Origin of the sequence: Apilactobacillus nanyangensis, from assembly GCF_016861915.1 — a bacterium.
In the GTDB taxonomy this organism is placed as follows: Bacteria; Bacillota; Bacilli; order Lactobacillales; family Lactobacillaceae; genus Apilactobacillus; species Apilactobacillus nanyangensis.
On the sequence record NZ_BOLX01000015.1, the window covers coordinates 16,933 to 35,550 of the forward strand.

The window sequence follows — 18,618 nt, forward strand, 5'->3', positions numbered from 1 at the left end:
TTTATCTTAAACGTTCATTCATTTCTTTTCTGATTTCCCCGTCTACATAGTAGTTGTGTGGAGTGAAAAGAAAAACTAATTCAGAAATTCTCTCAATATTTCCATCAATAGTGAAAACAACTCCGTTTAAGAAATCAATAATTCTTCTAGTTGCTTCATCGCTAGCAGCATCAAAATTAATGATTACAGCATTGTTATCAATTAATTTTTGCGCAATTGTTTTTACATCAGCATAAATCTTAGGTTCAAAGACAGAAATTTTACTATTACGACTTTGACTTGAGTTTTTGCTAATTGAAACTACCTTATCATTGTTCTCCACTTGGGAGTTATCTTCTTCGTAAAAATCTTCGTCTTGATCGTAATCAGTTCCGAAGAATTTACTAAAACTAAACTTAGCTGTCATTTCAATTCATTCCCTTCAAAGAAATCTAGAAAAAGTGATTAGTTCTTACGACGGAATTTGAAGAATGGAGGCAAATCGTCATCGCTTGATTTATCTTCCTTTTGATTGTCACTTGAGTTGTTAGCATCAAATGGATCAAATTCTTTCTTTTGTACGTTTTCAAAACGTGTGTCAGATGGCTTGTCGCTATCTGTGTTTTCGTCGTTAGTTCTAACGTTACCTTGGTCTTCCTTGTGATGTCTTGGGCTAACTACCTTACCAGGATTTTCTGATACTCTTGATGGACGTGCTTGGCCGTTTAGTAGTTCTTCTGGACTAGTTTCGATCCCTGTAGCAATAACAGTAACCTTGATTTCATCGCCTAGGTCTTCATCAATTGAAGTACCAAAGATAATGTTTACATCGCTAGTTGCAGCTTGAGCAACGATGTCTGAAGCATCTTGGGCTTCAAATAGTGACATGTCTGGGCCACCAGTGATGTTTAATAATACTTGTTTTGCACCATCGATTGAAACTTCTAGCAATGGTGAAGAAATAGCCTTCTTGGTTGCTTCTGCAGTTCTGTTTTCACCTGTAGCAGTACCAACACCCATAAGTGCTGAACCAGTGTTTTGCATAACAGTCTTAACATCAGCAAAGTCCAAGTTAACGTATCCAGGACTAGTAATTAAGTCTGAAATACCTTGAACACCTTGTCTTAATACGTTGTCAGCTTCTTGGAAAGCTTCCATCATTGGTGTCTTCTTATCAACCATTTCTAATAGACGGTTATTGGCAATTACGATTAAAGTATCAACGTTTTCTTTTAATGCTGAAACACCTTCTGCTGCATATTTAGATCTTCTTGGTCCTTCAAAAGTAAATGGTCTAGTAACGACACCAACAGTTAAGGCACCTGAGTCCTTAGCAATCTTTGCAACGATAGGAGCAGCACCGTTACCAGTACCACCACCCATTCCGGCAGTTACGAATACCATATCTGCACCTTGAAGTGCTTCTGAGATAGCTTCTTCACTTTCTTCAGCGGCCTTAGTTCCTACTTCTGGATCTGAACCTGCACCTAAACCTCTAGTTAATTTAGGTCCTAATTGGATTTTTGTTTCAGCTTTTGATGTGTTTAATGCTTGAACATCGGTATTTGCAACGATAAATTCAACACCTTTAACATCTTCAGCAATCATACGGTTAACGGCGTTACTACCACCGCCACCTACACCAATAACTTTAATTTTTGCGCCTTGGTTTTCAGTAGAATCTAATGAAAATTCCATTTTAACTTCCTCCGTGTACTTCTGTTATTTTATTCGAAAAAGTCTTGGTAAAAGCGTTTAAGTCTTCCCTTAGTGCTTTTAGCTAGTTTTGAACCAGACTTTTTAGGTTTGCTTGGTTGTTGTGGTTGATTATCTTGTTGAATGTATTCAGATGAGTTATCGATTACATCATCGCCATAATCGTTACCAATGAAATCATCATTGGATTGAGTGTTGTTCACTACAGTTTTGCCTTCTAGTGATGATCTTACTAACACTTGAATTTCACTCATGTTAGCACGATAAGTTACTAGTGACAATGGAAGTGAAAATGATGGGTGTCTTAATCCCATTTGATCTGGAATGTAGACTCTAACGTTAGTATCAAATCTATCGGCTGCTAATTCTGAGATTCCAGGCAATGCTGCAACTCCACCAGTTAGAACAATACCTCCAGGTAAGTTTAAAGCAGAGATGCTACTTAAACTCTTGTACATTCTAGTAAAGATTTGGTCTACTCTAGCTTGAATGATTTCCGCTAGGTATTTTTCAGAAATTCTGACTGGTTGGCTTTGACCAACAACTTCAATTGGAAATTCATTACTTTCTGATGCTTCGATTTCATCAGCATAACCGTAATCGCGTTTAACTTTTTCGGCACTTTCTAATGAAGTGTTAAGCACAACAGAAATGTCTTTAGTGATGTATTCTCCACCTTCACTATCTACAGTAGTGAATTTTAGTTGATGATCATGAACAACAGAAGCAGTTGTTTGTCCACCACCTAAATCGATTAGAACAGTTCCAAAGTCTTGTTCCCCATCATCTAAAATGGTCATGCCTTGTGCTAATGGCATGTTGATGATTGAAGATGGATTTAATCCAGCTCTTTGAACCGCTTTTCTAATATTATGGATGATAGTCTTTGGTCCAGTGATGATACGACCCTTCATTTCAAGTCTTACACCGACCATACCTCTTGGGTCCTTGATGCCGTCAAATCCATCAACGATGAATTCATCAGCTAAGGTGTCCATAATTTCTCTTTCTGGTGGTAGGTTTTTAATCATTGCAGATACAGTAACGTTTTTAACGTCTTCATCTGAAATTTCTCTTGATTGATCTGAGATTGCCACCATACCGCTGCATGGTTCAATCTTTAATTGGTTGGCAGGAATACCAACAATCACATCATGAATTTGAATACCAGCTTTTTCTTCTGCCTGGTTAACAGCTCTTCTAATTGATTCAGAAGCCTTGTCAATATCGACGATGATGCCTCGGCTAACACCTTCAGAACGTTCGTTTCCTAAACCTAAAACGTTCATTTGGCCTTTTACTTTTTCGGCAACAATCACCTTAATTGACGTAGTTCCAATATCCAATCCAACATACATTTCTGAATTCATTATCTAAGGGAACCTCCAATTAAGCATAATTATTCTTAGATACTCTAGTTTATATTTAAGTTAGTTATAAGTTAATTTTAACACAAGAGTAGACAACTCTAAAGAACCATTATTAGTTTCTTTTTTTAGTTGTAGTTGTTGTTTTCTTAGCATCCTTATTTAGCGTTTCTTTTAGCTTAGTTTTAGTAGATGCTTTAGTGGTTGTATTGCTACTTTTTTTCTCATCATTGATTGGAAATGAGTAAGCTCCAACCTCTAAATTAATAACACTTTTTGTTTTTAATTGAGTGGCGATTGAACGATAGAAGCTCATCTTATCATTAAAATCGTGCATCAAGATAATAACGCGATTACCATCTCGCATATAAACGTGTAATTCATCTGGGTACACCTTAGTTGGTGAGTATGAAATGACACGAATGTTGTCTCTGATGTCCTTAGGTAGCTTTACATATTTTTCAATCATGGATTTCAATAACGACTGATTATTAAATTTCACTATATAAGGCATCTTAGAATCATTAGGATTCTTTACAGCAATATTAGTAACCTTTCCGTTTTCTAATATTAGATATTGCTTGTTGCCACGAGTTTCATAACCAATTTCTTTGTATGGTGAAACTGCAACAGAAAGATGATTAAATCCTGTAAATTTAAAATCTAACGATTTAACGCGATGATCATCATTAATAACCCTTTGGTTAATTTTATTTTTATGACCAATAACTTTAAAAATACTGTCCCCTTCATCTAACTGAAGTTCTCTCTTAATGTCTTTTTGAGAGATATATCCGTTTCCATTAATGCTAATACTACTAATTCGACTCATTGGTGAAACCAAGTAAATCAAGATTAGTAGTAACACAACCAACGGAATGATGATATATGAGGAAGATTTCATTTTATTTTTTATCTTTTGCTTATGCAATTCAACAAAATCATCGGATATTCTTGAAGCCCTATTCGAGGATTTTTTTGAGGAAAATAATTTAGACTTCATAGTAAAGTTCCTCCATTAATGACAAATTGATTTTGCAACTTCCAACAGGCGACTTGCGGCATCACGACAACCCATTTTTCTTGAGTTTTCAGCCATTTCATTTCTCTTATCCTTATCGTTCATGATAAAGTCAGAATTTTCAATTAATGTCTTCGCATTTAAGTCATTTTCAGTAATGATTAAAGCGGCATCGTTTTTCACCAAGCTCAAAGCATTCTTAGTTTGATGATCAGCGGTAACGTATGGACTTGGAATTAACACTGACGGAATGCCAAGGGCGGTAATTTCAGCTAAACTAGTAGCACCTGCTCTACCAACGATTGCATCAACCTTTGGCAAAACGTTTGGCATATCAGCAATGTAATCCTTAATTACGACATTATCGTTAATTGTTTGTCCTTTTAGTTGTTCCATAACGTCATCATAACGCTTTTTACCAGTAACAAACACGACTTGGTAATTCTTTTCGTTGTAATGACGAATGCTTTCGCAAACAACTTTGTTAATCTTCAATGCACCTTGGCTACCACCAAAGATTAAAAGTGTTGGAACATCATTTTTCAATCCATATTGGTCCCAAGCAAAATCAGATTTTAAGTTTGCTACTTGTTGGGCACGTGGGTTACCAGTGTATACAGTCTTTTCCTTTGGAAATTGACTGATGGCGTCTTCGAATCCGACGGCAATCTTATCAACGTGTTTGCTTAGGAAACGGTTAGTTAAACCAACCACACTATTTTGTTCGTGAATCATTGTTGGAATATTCATTTGTGAAGCAGCGTAAACAACGGCTCCAGAAACGTATCCACCAGTTCCAATCACGATATCTGGTTTGAATTTTTTAATTAACTTCTTTGATTTATGTAGACTCTTTAAAAACAAACTAACGGTTTTTACATTGTATAAAGAAAGAGAACGTTTGAATCCTTGGATTTCTAATTCTTCAAAATCAATGTTGTGCTTTGGAACGATATCCTTTTCCAAGCCTCTAGTTGATCCAACATATAAAACTTCAGCATCAGGATCAACTCTGCGAAGTTCTTCAATTAATGCTAGTGCAGGATAGATGTGGCCACCAGTTCCTCCACCTGAAATCATTAGTCTCATTAGTTTTCTTCCTTTCTACCCGTTTTTTGTTCTACTAGTTGGATGAATTCGTCCCCTCTTTGTTCAAAGGTATCGTATTGATCCCAACTAGCGTTAGCTGGAGACAATAGAACAATGTCGCCTTCTTCACTCATTGCCCATGCTTCATCTACAGCTTCCTTCATGTTATTAACAATCTTGATGTTTTTAACGCCAGCCTTCTTAGCAGTGTCTGCTAACAAGTCCTTAGTTTCACCAAATAAAGTGATTGCCTTAACATGGTCGGCAAAGTCCTTTTCCAATTTTTCGAAAGTGTAACCACGATCTAATCCACCGGCAATTAAAACAACGTTGTCTTTAAAGCTTCTCAAAGCCACTTGGGTCGCTTCAATATCTGTAGCCTTGGAGTCATTGTAGAACTTTCTACCATCGGCAGTTAATACATATTGGACACGATGTCTGACACCACCAAATGTACTTAGTGCCTTCTTGATTGCAGAGTTACTCTTGCCCATAATCTTGGCAACAGCGATTGCTGCTAGGGCATTTTGCACGTTTTGTTGACCAGGCACTCTAATTTCATCGACGTTCATAACAAATTCATCTTTAAAAAAGATTTGTTCGTCTTTCACGTATGCACCGTCTGTACTTACTGCATCGTATGAAAATGGAACAACCTTAGCCTTACTATGCTTGCTCAATTCACGCCATTCTTCATTATCAAAGTTCACAACAAAGTAGTCGTTTTCATCTTGATTTTCGGTAATGCGCATTTTAGCGTTAACGTAGTTTTCTCTGGTCTTGTGGTAGTCAAGATGGTTAGAGAAAACGTTGTTTAAAACGGCAATATGAGGATGTAATGTCTTAATACCAACTAGCATAAAACTAGATAGTTCTAAGACAATGTCATCCTCTTTAGTTGCCTTTGTGGTAACAGTACTTGCTGGAACACCGATGTTTCCGGCAACGTATGAATGTCCAGTAGTTCTTTCTTCGTTTAGGATGTCATTAATCATAGTTGAAACGGTTGTTTTACCATTACTACCAGTTACACCAACAATTGGTGCTTCACTGACTTGACTGGCAATTTCGACTTCAACAGTGATCGGAATATTTCTTTTAATTGCTTCCTTAATTAATTCGTTATCGTAAAAAATTCCAGGGTTCTTGACGATTAAATCAAAATTGTAATCATCTAAAATCTTTGGACTTTGTTTAGCATCAATTACCTCAACGCCAATTTTTTCTAACTTTTCTTTTGCGTCCGATTTCAAAGGATTAGCGTCATTTAACCAAACGTTAGCGCTTAATTGCTTTAATAGTTTAGATGCATTGATTCCACTCATTCCTGCACCTAAAACTAGTATGTTTTTATTTTGATAATCGTCAATATTTTTCATAATTCATGCTCCCAAAAATATTATTATAAAATAATTGATAAAACTCCAGTAATTGACAAAATAGCACCTGCAGACCAGAAGGCAATATCAATCTTCCATTCTGACCAGCCTAACATTTCAAAATGGTGATGGATTGGTGACATTAAGAACACTCTCTTACCAGTAAGTTTAAATGATGTAACTTGAATCATTACACTCAATGTTTCCAATACAAACATGAAGCCAATCCAAATTAATGAAAGTTCATGATGAACCAGAATTGATACAGCAGCTAATGAACCACCAAGTGCTAATGATCCCATGTCTCCCATGAAGATCTTAGCAGGCTTGTGGTTGAATACCATAAATGCACATAGTGCACCAACTACTGCTAAACAGAAAATTGCAACGTCCATTTGGTGTTGAACTAATGCAACAACAGCATAAGCTAGGAAGGCAATGATTGATAATCCACTAACTAGACCATCTAAACCATCAGTTAAGTTAACTGCGTTTGAAAAACCAGTTAGGTAGAAGATGATGAAAATGGCATAAAACCAACCAAGGTGTAAATCACCCATAAATGGAATCTTTAATGCTAGTGGGAAGTGGTGTGCATAAACGAAAGTGAAGATTAATCCCCCCACGATTTGACCCGAAAGTTTTTGCCATGCTTTTAGACCTTCGTTTTGACGTCTAAATAGCTTGATACTATCGTCCCACATACCTAATAATCCGTATAATACTAGGATGAACAATAGGATTAGTAGTGTTGGGTTCATCATGTGAGCAACCCCACCACTAATTAGTGACGCAATAATGATTGCGATGATGAAAAGAAGACCACCCATTGTAGGTGTTCCTGATTTCTTTTCATGCCACTTTGGTCCTTCTTCTCTAATCATTTGGCCTTCATGCTTTCTTCTAAAATAGCCAATTAGAGATGGCATAAAGATTAATGTAATTAAAAAACTAATTATGATTGGTAAAACAATATTCATAAACATCCTGATTTCAATCCCCTATTTAAATTTTATGGTTACCTTGGTTCCACCGTCTAGACTTACCCCTGGTTTGACGGATTGCTTGTAGGCATATCCATCACCGTCAAGTTCGGCACCAATACCTGCCATTCGACAGTATGTCGCAACGTCATATCTAGACCAGCCTTTTAGGTTAGCCATTGTCTTACTACCATTGGTTTGAACGATTACCATTCGATTCTTTGAAACTTTTTCGTTGGCATCAATTGATTGATCTAATACTTTATCCCCGTCTCCAACAATTGCGTATTTCAAACCGGCAGCTTTTAGTTCTTCCTTAGCTTCACTAGTAGACTTACCAGTAATGCTTGGTACCTTTAGACTATTTTGACTTTCAGCATTTACGTTTTCATCCAATGCTAATCTCATCACTGGGTTAAAGATTTCAGCCATTAATTGTGAGGCTGTCTTAGTTCCAGTTAAATGAGGTTGTTTCATTGTTATATATAAAATGTATTTTGGATTATTTGCTGGTGCAATTCCGGCAACTGAGTATAGGTAACTATCGTCACCAGATTCGTACCCAGACTTACCATCACTGACTTGGGCAGTACCAGTCTTTGCGGCAATCTTATAACCCGGAATCTTGTATGCGCCACCAATACCGTATGATTTATAAACAACATCTTCCATATGTTGAATAACTTGTTTTGCTGTACTTGCGGTAATTGGGTGTCCAACTACCTTCTTTGGATATGATTTAATTATCTTCTTGGTCTTTGAATCAACAATCTTTGTAACAAGTCTTGGTTGTAACATTGTACCACCATTAGCGATTGAAGTTAACGCTCTCATCATTTGCATTGCATTAACTTGGATACCTTGTCCAAACGCCGTGTTAGCTTGTTCGATTGGGTAGTTAAATTGAACGCTTCCTGTTTCTTCTCCAGGGAAACCTAAGTTAGTTGAAGTAAAAAATTGGAAACGGTTCATGTAGTTGCGCCAAGTCTTGGGCCCCATTTGTTGTTCAAGATGGGCCATGGCAACGTTACTTGATAAAGCGAAACCTTTGTTGTAAGTAATGTTACCCCAACCGTTTGTATTCCAGTCAGGAACGACCTTACCATCAACTAAGTATTTACCAGAATGATATGTGGCATTTCCATTATAGTGACCACTGTTAATTGATGAGGCAACGGTGAAAATCTTCATTGTTGAACCAGGTTCGTATGAATCTTGAATCAACGTGTTACGCCAAATACTGCTTAGTCCCTGCTTGGTAGTAGCATTAAATGTAGGACGTTGAGTAGCAGCTAAAATGTCACCAGTTTTGGCGTTCATCAAAACGGCATTCATTGTCTTTGGATGAACTTGGTTGTAAACGCTGGTCATTTCAGTTTCTAGTAATGATTGGAGACGGTAGTCTAATGTAGTGTAGACGTCGTCACCATTCTTAGCTGGTTTATTAACACTTTCACCGTTATCAACTTCAACACCTGCGTTGTTTAGTTGAGTGGTCTTGTATCCGTTCTTACCAGTCAATAGTTCGTTATATACCTTCTCGATTCCCATTTGACCAGTTAGTGATACCTTACTATCGCTAGAATTTGAGTTAGGAGACGCATATCCAATGATGTGAGAAGCAAAGACACCATTTGGATATAGTCTTGATGGTTGTTGTAAGAAATTCAAACCAGAGATATGGTATGAATCTAGTTTTTGTTTTTGAGTTAATGAAATGTTAGTACCGGCTGAACCAAATTCAACTTGGAATGCATTGGTACTAGGATTTAGATCCTTTAATGCTTGTTTATAAGAAATTGGCAACACCGAAGAAATGGCTTTGGCAGCTTTTTCCTTATCAGTGATGTACATTGGCTTGTTATCTAAACCAACTTGTTTCTTATTTAAGATAGCAAACATTGTATAAACGTTAGTGTCTTCTGCAAGAGGTTGGCCATTTGCATCGTAAATTGTTCCACGTTTAGCAGAAATAACATTGCTTTGAGTATACAAACTCTTCGCCATTTCACTTAAATTATATCCACCAACATTTTTAAACACTGATACATATGTAAATCTCAATACCATACACAAAAAAACGCCTAGACATAGCAATAGTAAAAATTGTCCGTAGTGGCTACGGTTTTCTCGGCGTTTTTTTTGTTTGTTCCGATTATTTAATTTATTCATTTGCTAACATTCCTTACGTTTTTATTGGACAAAGATAAATCGGCTTGTTTAGCAATTTTTTGTAGACGATTTCCGCTTTGAAGTTCACTTACTTCTTGCTTTAGTATGCTGTTATCATCTTTAACCTTGCCTAATAAATTAGTTGTTACTTGAAGTTCTGTGGCGTGGTTACCTAGTGAAATCTTTTCACCAACTAGACCAACCATCAAAAAGAATACAAGTGAACATCCTAATATTACAACAGTTTTTTCAAATTTTGACAATCCAAGTCTTACATTTGATTTTACTTCTGGATTTTGTTGTTTTTGTTGTTCCCCTGCTGAGTAATAACCAGGGGTAGCATATACGCTATTAGCTAGATTATTTTGTGCCATCAGATTAACTCTTCTCTCTATTATTTATTAATTCTCTCAATAACTCTCAATTTTGCACTATGCGAACGATGATTATCTCTCAATTCGTCATCACTCGGTAGTATTGGTTTTCTATTAATTAATTTGTAGTCTGGTTTCATGTCATCTGGAATGATTGGCAAACCAATTGGTAAATCTTCAATCGTGGTCTTTTCCTTAAACATTGTCTTAACCAATCGATCTTCTAACGACTGGAAAGTAATAACGCTAACTCTTCCGTTCACATCAATTAAATCGATTGCCTTTTCCAACGATTCTTCCAAAGCGCCCAGTTCGTCATTCACAGCAATTCTCAATGCCTGAAAGACTTTCTTGGCAGGATGCCCACCGTGACGTCTAGCCGCGGCTGGAATTCCTTCTTTAATCACATCTACAAGTTGCTCAGTTGTGTCGATTGAATGGTTTTCTCGATTCCTTTCAATCGCTCTTGCAACTTGCTTAGAGAATTTTTCTTCTCCATAACGGAAGAAAATTTTCACTAATTTTTCGTATGGCCATTCGTTAACGATTTTCCATGCGTCTAAAGGATTTCTCTGATCCATACGCATATCTAATCGTGCATCGTGTTGATAACTAAAACCTCTACTTGCGTCATCAAACTGCGGAGATGAAACTCCTAAGTCATACAGAATTCCATCAACAGATTGAATTCCTAATTTGTTCATTTCTTCTTGAATGTATCTAAAGTTGCTTCTAACAAAGGTAACCTTATCTTCGTCTATGTATTGCTTGAGGTTAGTTTTATTATATTCGATTGCCACTTCATCTTGATCGAATGAATAAAGATGACCAGATGTTAATTGTGACAAAATTCGGGCACTGTGGCCTCCCCCACCAAGGGTGCAGTCAATATAAATGCCATCAGGTTTAATGTTTAATCCGTCAACTGCTTCTTTAAGTAATACAGTTTCATGATGAAATTCCGTCATAATTAGTCACCTTCTTTTCTAAAAATCAATTAAGTCTTCAGCAATGTCGTCGAATTCTTCACCAGCAGTTTCTGAGAATTCGTCCCATTTTTCTTTGCTCCAAATTTCAATTCTTGTGGAAACACCCACAATTACACATTTCTTTTCAATGCCCGCATAGTTAATCAAGGTATCAGGAATATTAATTCGTCCTTGGCTATCAACCTTACTTTCATCAGCGGCTGAAAATAGAAAACGAGAAAAGTATCTTGCAGACTTCTTACTTACTGGAAGTTGGTTAATCTTTTCTTGGACCTTTTTCCATTCGTCCATTGGGTACCCGAATAAACATCCGTCAAGTCCACGTGTGATGATGAAATTCGCACCTATTTCTGATCTAATTTTGGAAGGAATGATCAAGCGTCCTTTTGAATCTATTGAATGTTCATATTCACCCATTAACACGCTTCTTCACTCCTTCCAATTTATATTACCTTGATTTTACCACTATCCACCACTTCGTACCACCTTAATATTAAATTTATTCAAAAATGCACTAATTTTCACCACGTTTATATTAAAAGAAACTCATTTTAGGTAATAAAAAAAGAGCTACCAACGTTGGTAGCTCAATGTTTTAAAGCGTTTTTGCTGCAATTATCAAAATGGTGGAGGACCAGACCACAAAAAAGTAAATTACTGAAAATCTCCACAAGAATTTGTAAAAAATTCCCACTTTGGCATTACTACGTGTAAACAAGTAATATATTGCGTAGATAATTCCAATGATAACAAGTCCTAACCATACATATGGTAAGAACGATTGATCGTGTTTATCCAATGATAATTGGTAAACATAATAACTCATGATAATTGGAAAGAAATCACTCGCTCTAATCGAAATCTTATAAAGTTTGCTAATAATTTTTTTGACGATATTGAACAGTAATGAAAATATGAATAAAAATACCACTTGAACTAATACCATGGTCAAAAATCCAAACGGAGAAATAACAATCACCTCAACTATGAATTAGTTTGCATTATTCACTAATGAAATGTAAACTTTTAATATATTATTAATTGCGGAAAGTGGTGTTAATAATGGCCAAGAAAAAGAAATCTAGATTTCAAATCATTACCATGATTTTTGTATGGTTAATGATTATCTCAACTGTTGGTGGTTTAGTACTAGGTGCTGCCTTCCAACTATTTGAAAACTAATAAAAATGGAACCTATCAAAATGATGGGTTCCATTTTTTTAGTCGTTATCAGGTTGTTTATAAACCTCTCTTGGTTTACTTCCTTCCTGAGGGCCAATGTAACCACGTTGTTCTAAGTCATCAATAATTCTAGCTGCTCGATTATAACCGATTCTAAAGTTACGTTGTAATAGTGATGTACTTGCTTTTTGTTCTTTTACAACAAAAGCTAGTGCGTCATCGAATAAATCATCTTGGTCTTCGTTTTCTTCGTCAACCTTGATTTCTTCATCCGTAACAATCATATCGTCGTCATATTCAGCAGGCTGTTGTTCTTTAATATAATCTACCACATTTTCAACGTCTTGATCAGATATAAATGCACCTTGCACACGGCTTGGCTTATTCTTATCAATTGGTAGATATAACATATCACCACGACCTAATAGCTTTTCGGCACCATTAGTATCAAGAATTGTTCTAGAATCAATCCCACTTGAAACGGCGAAAGCAATTCTAGATGGAACATTAGACTTAATCAAACCGGTAATAACATCTACTGATGGACGTTGGGTTGCCAAAATCATGTGAATTCCGGCGGCACGCCCCATTTGAGCCAATCTAATAATGGCTCCTTCGACATCATTTGAAACAGTCATCATTAAGTCAGCCAATTCATCAACAACAACTACGATGTATGGAAGTGGTTTTAAGTCGCCACGTTCTTCTTCGGTCATCCCTTTTACATACTCATTAAACGTACTAATCTTTCTTTGATTATGCTTAGCAAACAAGTCATATCTGTGTTCCATTTCAGCAACAACCTTGTTAAGAGCTCTTGCAGCCTTCTTAGGTTCCGAAACAACTGGTGATAGCAAGTGTGGAATACCATTGTAAATTCCTAATTCAACCTTCTTAGGATCAATTAGCATCATCTTAACTTCACTTGGTTTAGCATTCATCAAAATGCTAGTAATGATTCCGTTGATGGCAACGGACTTACCACTACCGGTTGAACCAGCGATTAATAGATGCGGCAACTTAGTTAGGTCAGTTGTGATAACATCCCCACTAACATTTCTTCCCAATGGAACGGTCAATAATCCATGCTTAGATTGTTGTGATGTTTTCACAACATCCTTAAATGACACCATTGCGACCTTTTTATTTGGTACTTCAATCCCAATTAATGATTTACCAGGAATTGGTGCTTCAATACGAATGTCCTTAGCTGCTAATGCCAATGCCAAGTCGTCTGCTAGGTTAACAATCTTGCTAACCTTAACACCGATTGCTGGATGTAATTCATATTCAGTAACTGAAGGTCCCAAGTTAACATTTTTAATTTCGGCGTCAACGCCAAAACTGTTCAATGTCTTCTTCAATACGGTTGTATTGTGGTCGATGTTTTTAAACTCATCTTTTTGGTCACTTCTAGCCACATCGGATAACAAACCAATTGGTGGCAATTGATAGTTGGAATCATCAATATCCTTAATATCGATTCCATTACTATCATTTTCGGTGTGTCCGTTGATAATTTCAGATAGCTTTGGCTTGTTTCTAGTATCTTGATTGTAGTCATCTGCTGACTTAAAGTCTGAACGATCCAGGTTAGCTTCTGGCTTACTCTTTACCTCTGGTTTTTCAGGTTCATTATCCATCCAACCTGAAAGGTTAATCTTAGGCTTTTCTTCGGAAGTAGATGGATTATTTCTTCTTTGAACCCTAGACATTGGATTGACGTCTTCTTTTTGTTCTTCGTCATCTTGACTAGCTTCTTTTTCTTCTAAAAGGCGTTGCCTACGTTCATCGATAATAGAGCCAATCTTTTGTGATGATTCCTCGGAGTACTTTCTAACATTATCCATGACTTTATTCATTGGAACGTTAAAGAATATAATCAATCCGACTATCATCATAATAATCGCTAGGATTTCTGATCCCAGAATTGAAACCAAGAAATCAAATACTAATAATAAGCATGCACCAATCATTCCGCCACCAACTGATGAAGCATCGGTTAGATGAATGAAATCATGGCTAATTAAAGATAGTGTCTTTGATATAAAGGCATTGTCACTACTGTTGGAAAATAATAAAGCTGATAAGAATAGTGTTAAACCAAGGTAAAAGATAGTTCCACCAATTATCCAACGCTTATTGTATTCAAGCTTAGGTCCTTTAATTAAGTAGATAAAACCGACTACTAGTGCAATCAATAATCCAAATGGACTACTATCTCCGATAAAGAATCTAACGATGTTATCGAAAGTGATTCCTAAAAAGCCCAATTTAAAGAGACTAAATGCACTAACCAAAATCATCACAAATCCAATAATATGATTTTGATACTTGCTATCGATATTAAATAATTTGGCATTGGTGGTTGTTTTCTTCTTTTTACGCGCGCTTGTTTTTCTCTTTGCCAAATTGATTACCCCTTATCATTTATTTTAGTTTATCGTATTCGTACTTGTGTGTTCTTTCAAGGTTTGGAAATGATTGTTGTCTTAATGCTTCATAAATAACGATGGCACATGTGTTGGATAGATTCAATGCACGAATGTGAGTATCGTCTTGTGGAATTCTGATTGCCTTTTCTTCATTATCTCGCATGAACATTTCAGGTAACCCAGTTGTTTCCTTACCAAACATGAAGTAGTAGTTGTAATCATCGTCTGTGTAATCACGATCTGTGTAGTCGTGGTTAGCAAACTTAGATACTAGGTAAAGTCTGTCCTTTTCACCTAAGGTATTCATGAATGCTGGAAGACTTTCGTGATAATTAATATCAACCTTGTCCCAGTAGTCTAATCCAGCTCTTTTTAGATGCTTGTCATCAACTGAGAATCCTAGTGGTTTGATTAAATCCAAAACAGTGTCGGTACCGGCACAAGTTCTAGCAATGTTTCCAGTGTTTGCTGGCATAAGTGGTTCAAATAAAACAATATGGTTAGTCATAATTTTTCCTCGCTTTAAAACTGATTATCTAAAATTGAAACATCAACTGTAATTGATGTTAGTGATTCAACCTCTGCTTGTGTTAAATTCTTTGCGTTATGACCCCAGTGAAGTGGTGTCATAATCATTAAATCGTGAGTTAGTTCCTTTGGTAACTCAACTGTGTATTTAATATCGTATTTCTTCGCATTTGGATAATGCTCCATAAATAAGTCGACTACTTTTTGGTTATCATAGCTACTGTTTTCACTATCATTGCCATAAAGCTTTTGTCTTAATTCATATAGGTAATGTGAGTTTGGAACAATCTTAATCAAATGACCATTTGGTGCAATGATTCGATTGAATTCCTTGTAGGCTGATGGTGAAAATAAATCCATAATAATATCAATGCTTTGATCATTAAATGGAAGGTTCGCCAAATCAGCAACACAGAAAAACATTTGGTCACTTAATTCGCTGGTCGATAGGTTTACCCCTGGTTTAGAAATATCAAACCCAATCGCACTATCCACATTTTCTCTTAAGTCTTCCAAACGTTTTAGTGGTGTTCCTTCTCCACTACCAATGTCGACGATGTTCTTATGCCCGGAGTCGATTAGTTCGTTAATCTTTTGTAAAATCCCATCAAAAAAACCAGCCTGCATAATTCTTCGTCTTGATTCTAACATATCACCATCGTATTCTGTATTCACCTTGTGGTTAATAAATTGAATGGTTCCTTTTTTGGAAATATCCAATGAGTGGTTGTTAGGACAAACAATTGAATTATCGACTTGATTACTAAATGATTCTTTACATACTGGGCATCTAAATAAATCGATATTTTGTTTTAAAAATTGCTTTGCAATTTCGATTTTTTTCATATCTAAATCATCCTTATCCAATTCAATATATAAGTATATCATATTCGTAAAGTCTTCATTTACAGGAACTAAAAAAAGCCCCTAATATCAAGATATTAGAAGCCTTGAATAATTGATGACATGTCTGTAGGAATTTTTGATTCACAGACTACGTCTTGTTGTGTAAACGGATTATAAAATTTCATTTTGTAGCAATGTAGTGCCTGGCGATCCAACTCATGGTTATCTGGATTGTAAAGCCAATCCCCAATTAATGGGTGGCCGATTGCCTCGAAGTGAACCCTGATTTGGTGGGTTCTACCAGAATGCAGTTTAATCTTCACCAATGAATGGCTAGGTGTATTTTGTATCATCCACGCCTCCGTCTTGGAAGGTTTTCCACCATCCATCACGCATCTTTTAATAAACGAACCCGGTTGTCGCTCAATCGGTAGATTAATTTCTAGATGCTTGTCATTCAATGGATTTTCCACAATTGCCACGTACATCTTTTCGATTTGATGGTGTTGCATTTGCTTATCCAATACCGAATGCGCAAAGTGATGTTTGGCGAAAATGATAATCCCACTGGTGTCCATGTCTAATCGATTCACAATATGAATCTTTTGATTGTCATAATCTTGTCTTAGGAAGTATCCCTTCACTCGATTGGCAATCGTATCATTTTTATATAAATGAGATGGTAGACATGCCACGTGCGCTGGTTTATCAACAACCAAGAAGTGATCATCTTCATACAAAATGTTGATTGGTAGATTTGATACGGCAATAATATCATTGGCTGGTTCAGGAGGTAACGTGATGGTTACCTCGTCGCCTTGTGCCAACATATAATTGACCTTCTCTTCAGCACCGTTGACTACAATTTTTCCGCCTTCGAATTTAATCTGTTTCAATAGTGTGCGCGAAATACCATTTTGGCGTAAGAAAGTTCTTAATCGGATGGGACTGTCCTGTTGATTGGACCAGGTGAAACTAGTCATCCTCGTGAACTCCAATGAATGAATTACTTACACGTTTCCAGAAATGGGTATGACGATATTGAGCGAAGTAAATTCTATCGTTACAGATGGAATATGAAATTGATTTAATTGGACGATCAGAAATCAATAACTGGTCACATGTTAAAATGTTGTGCTTTGGTGAATCAGGAACAATTGTGATTGTTTCATCAGGTGGCACAATTACAGGTGAACCCAATGTTCTAAAGACACGGTTATTGATTGATGCCATTTCAGATACTTGAATGGCGTTTAGTTGAGGATTAATGATTGCCCCACCAACTGACTTGTTATAAGCGGTAGAACCGGTTGGTGTGGAAACACAAAGACCATCCCCTCTAAACTTTTCAAAGAACTCATCTTTGATGTAAATATCAGTAACCATTGTTCCGTTAATGCGTTTTAAGGTAGATTCATTTAGTGCAACGAAACTATCGTCTGGTCCACCATCGGTGTATTGAACCTTGATTGATAGCAATGGATAGCTAACGCTTTGACCATTATCATCTTCCAAACTGTCGACTAGTTCTTTTACTTCGTAGTCACGCCAGTCGGTGTAAAAACCAAGGTGGCCAGTATGGATTCCCACAAAGCGAATCTTGCTAATTGCATCGCGATAATGATGAAAAGCTGACAAAAGTGTTCCGTCTCCCCCAACGGAAATCACAATTTGCGGATTTAATCCATCGTATTCAAGTTTTTCAGACGCATCAATTTTTTCTTTTAATTGTGTAGCAACCTCTTTGGATGTAAATCCGTCGTTACTATAAATTGCAACCTTCATAACTATTCATCCCTATTATGTTCATTTTTGGTTCCATCTTCTTGAGTTTCAATTAACTCATCTCTGATTTCAGACATTCCTTCATCCAACTTGAATGCTGTTTCCGCAGATTGTTGAAGACGCTTCTTCAATTCTTCTGGGAATTCACCATTGTATTTGTAATTTAGGGAATGTTCTACTGTTGCCCAGAAATTCATGGCAAGTGTTCTTACCTGAATTTCGGCTAAAATTTTCTTTTCTCCACCGACTAATTCGATTGGATACTCAAAAACAATATGGTATGAACGATATCCACTAGCTTTTTCACGATTAACATAATCACGTTCTTCCAAGATATTAATATCGCTTCTTCTTCTAAGAATGTCAACAACGACATAAATGTCATCAACAAATGGACACATAATTCTAAGTCCCGCAATATCTTCCATATCTTGAGATAGACGATCTTCTGATACATAGCGGCGTTTCATTTTTTCTTTAATACTGTCGATTGGCTTGACTCGACCAGTAACAAACTCAATTGGACTTCTTTTATCCGATTGAATGAATTCTTTACGAATTCCTCTTAATTTGACCTTTAATTCACCTACGGCTTGTTCGTATGGGAATAAAAAGTCACTCCAGTTTTTTATCACTAGGCTAACCTCCTTGTTAAACCTAATTTACTACATTATTTTACCACACTATTCAAGAAGTAAAAAAACAAACAATTTTTTACCATTTATGAGCGAAATGGTTGTATTTACCGTTGTATTTGGTATTCTATTTAATGG

At 36.4% G+C, this 18,618-nt stretch carries 19 protein-coding genes; 1 reads left to right on the top strand and 18 read right to left on the bottom strand.

Annotation, left to right across the window (positions count from 1 at the left end):
* Position 1: 1 nt before the first annotated feature.
* The 12 genes from JUD45_RS05875 to JUD45_RS07100 all read right to left on the bottom strand — a co-directional run bounded on the left by JUD45_RS05875 (position 2) and on the right by JUD45_RS07100 (position 12,015).
* Positions 2-406, bottom strand: coding sequence for a cell division protein SepF (locus tag JUD45_RS05875; protein ID WP_034534475.1), 405 nt, complete (start codon positions 404-406; stop codon positions 2-4).
* A 38-nt stretch (positions 407-444) separates the two neighbouring features.
* The gene (gene ftsZ / locus JUD45_RS05880; RefSeq protein WP_034534477.1) at positions 445-1,677 is read right to left on the bottom strand and encodes a cell division protein FtsZ; all 1,233 of its coding nucleotides are present in this window, start codon (positions 1,675-1,677) and stop codon (positions 445-447) included.
* A 29-nt stretch (positions 1,678-1,706) separates the two neighbouring features.
* Positions 1,707-3,068, bottom strand: a complete 1,362-nt coding sequence (gene ftsA / locus JUD45_RS05885) for a cell division protein FtsA (RefSeq protein ID WP_034531792.1) — start codon at positions 3,066-3,068, stop codon at positions 1,707-1,709.
* A 109-nt stretch (positions 3,069-3,177) separates the two neighbouring features.
* Entirely contained in the window at positions 3,178-3,966 is a 789-nt protein-coding gene (locus JUD45_RS05890; RefSeq protein ID WP_160184500.1) for a cell division protein FtsQ/DivIB, read from the bottom strand.
* A gap of 114 nt (positions 3,967-4,080) precedes the next feature.
* On the bottom strand, positions 4,081-5,172 hold the full coding sequence (gene murG / locus JUD45_RS05895) for an undecaprenyldiphospho-muramoylpentapeptide beta-N-acetylglucosaminyltransferase (protein WP_203619844.1): 1,092 nt from the start codon (positions 5,170-5,172) through the stop codon (positions 4,081-4,083).
* On the bottom strand, positions 5,172-6,551 hold the full coding sequence (gene murD, locus JUD45_RS05900; RefSeq protein WP_138726606.1) for a UDP-N-acetylmuramoyl-L-alanine--D-glutamate ligase: 1,380 nt from the start codon (positions 6,549-6,551) through the stop codon (positions 5,172-5,174). Before murD ends, murG begins: the two co-directional genes overlap by 1 nt.
* 23 nt (positions 6,552-6,574) lie before the next feature.
* Complete coding sequence (mraY, locus tag JUD45_RS05905) at positions 6,575-7,531, bottom strand: phospho-N-acetylmuramoyl-pentapeptide-transferase (protein ID WP_187155832.1); 957 nt, start codon at positions 7,529-7,531, stop codon at positions 6,575-6,577.
* 21 nt (positions 7,532-7,552) lie between these two features.
* On the bottom strand, positions 7,553-9,706 hold the full coding sequence (locus JUD45_RS05910; RefSeq protein ID WP_138726604.1) for a penicillin-binding transpeptidase domain-containing protein: 2,154 nt from the start codon (positions 9,704-9,706) through the stop codon (positions 7,553-7,555).
* Positions 9,703-10,080, bottom strand: coding sequence for a cell division protein FtsL (locus tag JUD45_RS05915; RefSeq protein WP_138726603.1), 378 nt, complete (start codon positions 10,078-10,080; stop codon positions 9,703-9,705). The genes JUD45_RS05910 and JUD45_RS05915 overlap by 4 nt, the downstream gene beginning before the upstream one ends.
* A 20-nt stretch (positions 10,081-10,100) precedes the next feature.
* On the bottom strand, positions 10,101-11,048 hold the full coding sequence (gene rsmH / locus JUD45_RS05920) for a 16S rRNA (cytosine(1402)-N(4))-methyltransferase RsmH (RefSeq protein ID WP_203619845.1): 948 nt from the start codon (positions 11,046-11,048) through the stop codon (positions 10,101-10,103).
* Between the two features lie 18 nt (positions 11,049-11,066).
* Entirely contained in the window at positions 11,067-11,492 is a 426-nt protein-coding gene (mraZ, locus tag JUD45_RS05925) for a division/cell wall cluster transcriptional repressor MraZ (RefSeq protein WP_138726602.1), read from the bottom strand.
* A 172-nt stretch (positions 11,493-11,664) separates the two neighbouring features.
* On the bottom strand, positions 11,665-12,015 hold the full coding sequence (locus tag JUD45_RS07100; protein ID WP_138766077.1) for a DUF3397 family protein: 351 nt from the start codon (positions 12,013-12,015) through the stop codon (positions 11,665-11,667).
* 116 nt (positions 12,016-12,131) lie between these two features.
* Between JUD45_RS07100 and JUD45_RS05935 the strand changes: the two genes are divergently transcribed.
* Positions 12,132-12,251 (top strand): DUF4044 domain-containing protein, encoded by a 120-nt coding sequence (locus tag JUD45_RS05935; protein ID WP_080695541.1) that lies wholly within the window; start codon positions 12,132-12,134, stop codon positions 12,249-12,251.
* Positions 12,252-12,289: 38 nt separating this feature from the next.
* Here the strand turns inward: JUD45_RS05935 and JUD45_RS05940 are convergent, their stop codons facing one another.
* The 6 genes from JUD45_RS05940 to yjbM all read right to left on the bottom strand — a co-directional run bounded on the left by JUD45_RS05940 (position 12,290) and on the right by yjbM (position 18,480).
* The gene (locus tag JUD45_RS05940; RefSeq protein WP_187155821.1) at positions 12,290-14,662 is read right to left on the bottom strand and encodes a DNA translocase FtsK; all 2,373 of its coding nucleotides are present in this window, start codon (positions 14,660-14,662) and stop codon (positions 12,290-12,292) included.
* A gap of 19 nt (positions 14,663-14,681) precedes the next feature.
* The gene (locus tag JUD45_RS05945) at positions 14,682-15,194 is read right to left on the bottom strand and encodes a tRNA (cytidine(34)-2'-O)-methyltransferase (protein ID WP_138726599.1); all 513 of its coding nucleotides are present in this window, start codon (positions 15,192-15,194) and stop codon (positions 14,682-14,684) included.
* 14 nt (positions 15,195-15,208) lie between these two features.
* Complete coding sequence (locus tag JUD45_RS05950) at positions 15,209-16,060, bottom strand: methyltransferase domain-containing protein (RefSeq protein ID WP_138726598.1); 852 nt, start codon at positions 16,058-16,060, stop codon at positions 15,209-15,211.
* Between the two features lie 95 nt (positions 16,061-16,155).
* Positions 16,156-17,043, bottom strand: a complete 888-nt coding sequence (locus JUD45_RS05955; protein ID WP_203619846.1) for an RluA family pseudouridine synthase — start codon at positions 17,041-17,043, stop codon at positions 16,156-16,158.
* On the bottom strand, positions 17,036-17,845 hold the full coding sequence (locus JUD45_RS05960) for an NAD kinase (protein ID WP_034531818.1): 810 nt from the start codon (positions 17,843-17,845) through the stop codon (positions 17,036-17,038). Before JUD45_RS05960 ends, JUD45_RS05955 begins: the two co-directional genes overlap by 8 nt.
* Before the next feature lie 2 nt (positions 17,846-17,847).
* Positions 17,848-18,480 carry a GTP diphosphokinase gene (yjbM, locus tag JUD45_RS05965; RefSeq protein WP_053791884.1) on the bottom strand — a complete coding sequence of 211 codons (633 nt, stop codon included), beginning with the start codon at positions 18,478-18,480 and terminating at the stop codon, positions 17,848-17,850.
* Positions 18,481-18,618: the final 138 nt, after the last annotated feature.